Annotated in this window: 5 protein-coding genes; 2 read left to right on the forward strand and 3 right to left on the reverse strand. The window is 72.4% G+C overall.

Features of this window, described 5'->3' with window-relative positions; all coding sequences use genetic code 11:
• Nucleotides 1–218 precede the first annotated feature (218 nt).
• Both AB0O28_RS39715 and AB0O28_RS39720 read left to right on the forward strand, forming a co-directional pair.
• Nucleotides 219–1,949, forward strand: a complete 1,731-nt coding sequence (locus AB0O28_RS39715) for an alpha/beta hydrolase (RefSeq protein ID WP_363648196.1) — start codon at nt 219–221, stop codon at nt 1,947–1,949.
• Nucleotides 1,950–2,004: 55 nt separating this feature from the next.
• Nucleotides 2,005–2,847 carry a GNAT family N-acetyltransferase gene (locus AB0O28_RS39720; protein ID WP_363648204.1) on the forward strand — a complete coding sequence of 281 codons (843 nt, stop codon included), beginning with the start codon at nt 2,005–2,007 and terminating at the stop codon, nt 2,845–2,847.
• Here the strand turns inward: AB0O28_RS39720 and AB0O28_RS39725 are convergent.
• From AB0O28_RS39725 to AB0O28_RS39735, 3 genes are all read right to left on the reverse strand, one after another.
• Complete coding sequence (locus tag AB0O28_RS39725) at nt 2,828–3,244, reverse strand: DUF3037 domain-containing protein (protein WP_363648198.1); 417 nt, start codon at nt 3,242–3,244, stop codon at nt 2,828–2,830. The two genes, AB0O28_RS39720 and AB0O28_RS39725, sit on opposite strands and share 20 nt — an antisense overlap.
• Complete coding sequence (locus tag AB0O28_RS39730) at nt 3,241–4,098, reverse strand: HipA family kinase (protein WP_363648200.1); 858 nt, start codon at nt 4,096–4,098, stop codon at nt 3,241–3,243. The genes AB0O28_RS39725 and AB0O28_RS39730 overlap by 4 nt, the downstream gene beginning before the upstream one ends.
• Before the next feature lie 75 nt (nt 4,099–4,173).
• Nucleotides 4,174–5,505 carry an alkyl sulfatase dimerization domain-containing protein gene (locus AB0O28_RS39735; RefSeq protein WP_363648202.1) on the reverse strand — a complete coding sequence of 444 codons (1,332 nt, stop codon included), beginning with the start codon at nt 5,503–5,505 and terminating at the stop codon, nt 4,174–4,176.
• Nucleotides 5,506–6,004 lie beyond the last annotated feature (499 nt).

Raw genomic sequence — 6,004 nt, forward strand, 5'->3', positions numbered from 1 at the left:
GATCGAGGAGGCCCTGCGCATCGCCGAGGAGATGGGCGTCGACGTCGACCTCGACGACGACGAGACCACCGGTCCGGAGGTCGTCGTCCGCTGACCGCCGAGTTACACAAAGCAATGCTCTGACTACACAATGGCAATGATCGGGTAGTGCGGAACGTACCTCACCGGTCACACCGCGAAGCTGTCCTCTGCTGTTCGGAAGCAGAGGAGCGATGCCGGTGAAGCGGGTCGTTGGTGTGGTCGCGAGTATGGCGACGCTGGTCGCCGGGCTGGTCGGACCTGGAGCGGCCGCCGAGGCCACTGAGGCCACGGAGCGGAGCGGCGGATCGGCCCCGCACGGCCGGGCGTGGGAACCCGGACCGGGTCAGCGGGGACACTGGGGGCCGCCGCAGCGTCCGCTCGAGTGGAAGCAATGCCCGCCGGAGACCAAGTCGGCCTCCGGCGGCCTGCTCGGCCTCGCCCGGGCCCGGTCCCTTCAGCCGTCTCGCCGGAGCGAACGGCGCGAGCCGGTGCAGGAGTGCGCGGAGCTGCGTGTCCCCCTCGACTACCGCGAGCCGTACGGCCAGCAGATCACATTGGCGCTCAACCGCGTCAGAGGCACCGCCTCGCGTGACGGCAACCATCTCGGCGCGCTTCTGGTGAACCCCGGCGGCCCGGGCGGCGAGGGGCTCAGCCTGGCGAGGTATGTCGCGGCGCGGCTGCCCAAGAACGTCGCGGCGCGATTCGACGTGGTCGGTTTCGCGCCGCGCGGGGTAGCCCCCAGCCAGCCCGCCCTGTCGTGCGTGGACCCGGCCCGCTTCTACGCGCCGCCCCGGCCCGACAACGTGCCGAGGAACGACGCCGAGGAGCAGGTGCTGGTCGGCCGGGCCAAGCAGTACGCCGAGGGCTGCGGCAACCGCTGGGCCTGGTTCCTGCCGTACCTGACGACCGAGAACAGCGCGCGGGACATGGACGCGGTGCGTGCGGCGCTCGGCGAGGAGAAGATCAGCTACCTCGGCTACTCCTACGGCACCTACCTGGGCGCGGTCTACGCCACCCTGTTCCCGCAGCGGGTGCGCCGCCTCGTGCTCGACAGCGTGGTGGACCCCGACGGCGTCTGGTACGAGGCCAACATCGCCCAGGACCACAGCTTCGACCGGCGGCACCGCGACTTCCTCGGCTGGGTGGCCGAACACGACGACGTCTACAAGCTGGGCGCGACGCAGTCGGCGGTGTCCTTCGCGTGGTACTCCATGCGCTCCCGCCTGCGCGACAGACCCGCGGGCGGGATCGTGGGTCCGAGCGAACTGGACGACGTCTTCTCCAACGGTGCCTACAGCGACCGGCTCTGGCCGTACCTGGGGGCCGCCTTCTCGGCCTACGTCCGCGAGGGAGACCCCTCGGTCCTGGTGAAACTGTTCCACCTGGAGGCCGAGATCGACGCCGAGGAGGAGAACTCCTACGCGGTCTACCTGGGGGTGGAGTGCCGGGACGCGGCCTGGCCCCGGTCGTGGGACCGCTGGCGAGCCGACACGCGCAGGGCGCACGCCGAGGCGCCGTTCATGGCCTGGCCCAACGCCGTCTACAACGCGCCGTGCGCCTTCTGGCCGGAGAAGGGCGGCACGCCGCCCAAGGTGGGCACGTCACACCTGCCGCCCGTCCTGCTCATCCAGGCCGAGCGCGACGCCGCCACGCCGTACGAGGGCGCGCTGCGCATGCGCGGCCTGTTCCCGACCGCGCGCCTGCTCACCGCGGGCGGCGGCAACCACGGCGTGTCGCTCGCCGGCAACGCGTGCGTGGACCGGCAACTGGCGACCTACCTGCGGGACGCGGCGCTGTCGCCGCAACGCAGGGGCAAGCGGGGCGCCGACGCGACCTGCCCGGGCGGACCGGAGCCGCGGGCCACGCTGATGAAGGTCGCGGCGGGCGCGCGGGGGTCCGCGTCCCACGTCTCGGCCGTACGGCGCTGAGCCCCCCGGGCCGATACATCCCAAACGCGAACCGTTCGCGTAGGCTGGGCCCGTGATGCTGCGAACATCGGCGTCGCGCGTGCTCGACGACAGCGATCGTGACGAGGTGCTGGCGCTCCTCGACACCGATCCGGTCGCCAATGTGTTCGTAGCGGCCCGGGTCAGGGCCGTCGGCCTCAGCCCTTCACGGCTCGGCGGTCAGATGTGGGGCTACGGCCCGCGCGGCGGGCTGGTGTCCCTGTGCTACGCGGGCGCCAACCTGGTGCCCGTGAACGCCACCCGCGAGGCGATCCAGGCCTTCGCCGACCGGGCCCGCAAGCAGGGCCGTCGCTGCTCGTCCATCGTCGGCCCCGCCGCCGCCGTGGAACAGCTCTGGGAACGGCTGGAGCCGCACTGGGGCGCCGCCCGGGCGGTCCGGTGGGCCCAGCCGGTCATGGCCACGAGCTCCGCGCCCTCCGTCGAGCCGGATCCGCTCGTACGCAGGGTCCGTCCCGAGGAGTTCGGCATCCTGCTGCCCGCCTGTGTCGCCATGTTCACCGAAGAGGTGGGCGTCTCGCCGGACAACGGCGACGGCGGAGCGCTCTACCGGTCCAGGGTCGCCGAGCTCATCCGTATCGGGCGGTCCTACGCCCGTATCGACGACGGCCAGGTGGTCTTCAAGGCGGAGATCGGCGCCGTGACGCCGCAGGCGTGCCAGATCCAGGGCGTGTGGGTTCATCCCGACCTGCGTGGGCGCGGCCACGCCGGGGCCGGCATGGCCGCCGTGGTCGAACAGGCGCTGAAATACTTCGCTCCGGTCGTCTCCCTCTACGTGAACGACTTCAACCTCCCGGCCAGGGCCGTCTACCGCAAGGTGGGCTTCGAGGAAGTCGACATGTTCATGTCTGTGTTGTTCTGATCCCCGCGTCGGCCTGCGCCGGCCGCACCAGCCGGGTCAGCAGGTGGTCCAGCTCGGCCGCCGGGTCGCCGGTCAGCCCGGCGTGTACCGGCCCGGTCTGCACGACCGTGCTGCGCGGCGCGGTGAGCCAGCGGAACCGCGCGCCCAGCGGCTCCCCGCACAGGGGCCCCGCCTCGTCGCCGCACGCCCGCTCGTAGGCGGCCAGGGCCAGCCGTACGCCGGGCAGATCCACCGGCGCGCCCAGCGCCAGCAGCCGGGCCTCGTCCAGCTCGACCCGTGCGCACAGGTAGCCGCGCGGCTGGCAGTAGAGGATGACCCCCGCGTTGACCAGTTCGCCCCGCTCCACGCTGGGCACCACGCGAATCACCGCGTACTCGTAGACGTCCAGGTCGCTCATCGGCCCCCCTCCCGGGTGGCGCGCCAGAAGCCGCCGATCGTCGCGCCCCGCCCGCCGCCCCGCCCGTCGCGCCGTACGGGAGCGGAGGCGGCGGTGGCGTTGTCGGTGGCGGGGTCCGGCAGCCAGTCGCGCGGCCCGGCGACCCGGGCGAGCAGGTGCTCGCTGTAGGCCCGCCGCACGGCCTGCGCGTCCGCGAAGCCCGGCTCGCCCTCCAGCCACTCGTCCGGCACGAGCGCGGTCACCTCGTCGAGCAGCGGGCGGGTGACGAGCCCGGCCAGGTCCGCGTCGGCCTGATCCAGCTTCGTCGCGAACGGCGCGAGCACGTGGTCGCGGCCGTCGAACCGGCGGCGCGGGTCGGCCTTCGGCCAGTTGTGGTGGAACCACAGGGCCGCACCGTGGTCGATCAGCCACACCCCGCCGTGCCAAACGAGCAGGTTCGGGTTGCGCCAGCTCCGGTCGACGTTGTGCACGAGCGCGTCGAACCACAGCACGCGGGAGGCGAACTCGGCGTCGGGCTCCCAGGCGAGCGGGTCGAAGCCGAGCGCTCCGGGCAGGAAGTCGATCGCGAGGTTGTGCCCGGCGCTCGCGGTGAGCAGGTCCTGAATCTCCTCGTCGGGCTCGCGGGCGCCGAGCTGCGGGTCGACATCGATGACCTTGAGTTCCGGTGTGGCGAGACCAAGCCGCCTGGCGAGTTCGGCGCAGACGATCTCGGCGACGAGCACCCGCCGGCCCTGCCCGGCTCCGCGGAACTTCACGACGTATGTGCCGAGGTCGTCGGCTTCGACGACGCCGGGCAGCGACCCGCCCTCCCGCAGGGGCGTGACGTACCTGGTCGCCGTGATCTGTTCGAGCACGAGAGGAAGGCTACCGTCAGGGCCGGCGGGCACTCCCCTCCCCGCGTCCGCCGGCCGTCGTGACGGACAAGCTCCTCAGTTGGCCTTGCTCGGCAGCCACCACATGCGGCCTTCGGCGACGTCGTGATAGACGTCGAGCAGATCCATCCCGGTGGTCTTGCTGCGTGACTCGGCGGCGGCCCACGCGTACACGCCGCGGGCGATCGCGCCGCGCTCCTGCTGGACCCGCATCGCGTAGACGAGGGCGCGGATCTCGTGCACCCGCCGGTCCTCCGGCTCGGCCTGCGCGGCGAGCTCGGCGAGCTGGCAGGCCAGACGCAGGTCGCCGTCGGCCGCCGCGGCGACGGCCCGGCCCGCGACCGACGCCGCGCCCGCCGACAGCTCGGCGACCGCGCGGGCGAACACGGCGTCCGGCGCGGGCTTGAGGTTGGCGGGGTTGCCGTCATGCCAGCCGCCGTGCAGCCGCCAGATGTTGCGCACGATGAACTCGGGCTCGTCGTGGCGCTCGCGCAGGTAGGGCCGCGCGGCGAGCGCGGGCGGCGGTTTGACCGAGTGCAGGATCTCGTCCAGGCGGGCCCCGGCGTTCATCAGGTCGAGCGTCTGCTCCACCAGGCTGTCGAGATAGTCGGCCGTGTCGGTGAGCGCCCGGCGCACCCGGGCGGACCCGAAGATCGGCAGTCCACGCCCGGGAAGCAGCAGGCCGGCGTCGAGTGCGGCCATCGCTCGCAGCGCCACCGCCCATTCGTCCGGATAGCGCTGGGTGCGCTGTGGGTCGCCCGCCCCCGGCACCGTCCAGGCGAACAGGTCGCCGGTCAGCAGCACACCCCGTTCGGGCAGGAACGCCCAGGTGGCGTCGTCGGTGTCGCCACGGGCGTGGGTGAGCTGGAAGGTCACATCTCCCAGGGACAGCGACAGCCGGTCGCGGTAGGTCACATCGGGGAGCCGTTGCGGTGGCGGCCAGACCAGCTTGGGGAAGCCCTGCTCGCGCAGGTCGACGAGTGCGTTGTAGCCGGCCGTCCTGCCCTGCTGCGCGAGCCTGCGGGCCAGCCCCTCCTGTGCCACGACCAGCGGTCGCGGGCCGGGCTCGGCGTCGAACTCCTCCATTCCGGCGAGCCGGTCGGCCCGGCTATGGGAGAAAATCGCATACTTGAGCGGCTCGGCCGACCACTTCCTGATAACGCGGTACGGCCGTGGGACGTCCCCGTCGTCGCCCGTGTCGCCGGTGTCGAAGAGACCCAGCCCGTCCTCGCCGCGAATCACGTACACGTTGCCGCACGCCGGCCACATCCCCACGCCGTAGGTGATCTCCTGCACCCCGTCGCGGCGCAGCTCCGTGTAGGGCACGTCCTCCGGGCGCACCGAACCACGCCAGACCTCGTCGGCGTACGAAAGGATCGGTGATTCCATGGTCAAAAGCCTGATCCTTCGTGTGGACGGTGCACAGTAGGGAGATCCCTAATGTCCGTGCCTGCCGGTGACGCCTGCGCGGTCCGGCACGACGGCCGGACCGTCGCCGTTCCCAGGGTGCGTGAGCTCCCACCTATGCGCTCCCACCTATGCGCTCCCACCTGTGCGCTCCCACCTGCACGCTCCTTCGGGCCCCGGCACGCCCGGGGACTTGTGCTCAGCCCAGGGCTCGCGCATCCGCCCCCCCGTAGTACGCCCGCGATGCGGCGGCCACACGCCGAACCCTGAGGCGTAGCCGCGCTGCCGCATGCCGCGTCGGTGAGCTGAGCCCGCACAAGGACCCCAAGCCCCCCTCGTCGTGTGGGTTGGCGTCGTGTGGGTCGGCGTCGTGTGGGTCACGGGCGGAGCCGCCGATGTCGGTGTCCCCGGCGGTGCGGTGCTGGAGCGGATGGGGGTGCCGGGGGCGGGTGGTGGTTCAGAACGGCGGTACTTCGAGGTC

Origin of the sequence: Microbispora sp. NPDC088329, assembly GCF_040685655.1 — a bacterium.
GTDB lineage: Bacteria > Actinomycetota > Actinomycetes > Streptosporangiales > Streptosporangiaceae > Microbispora.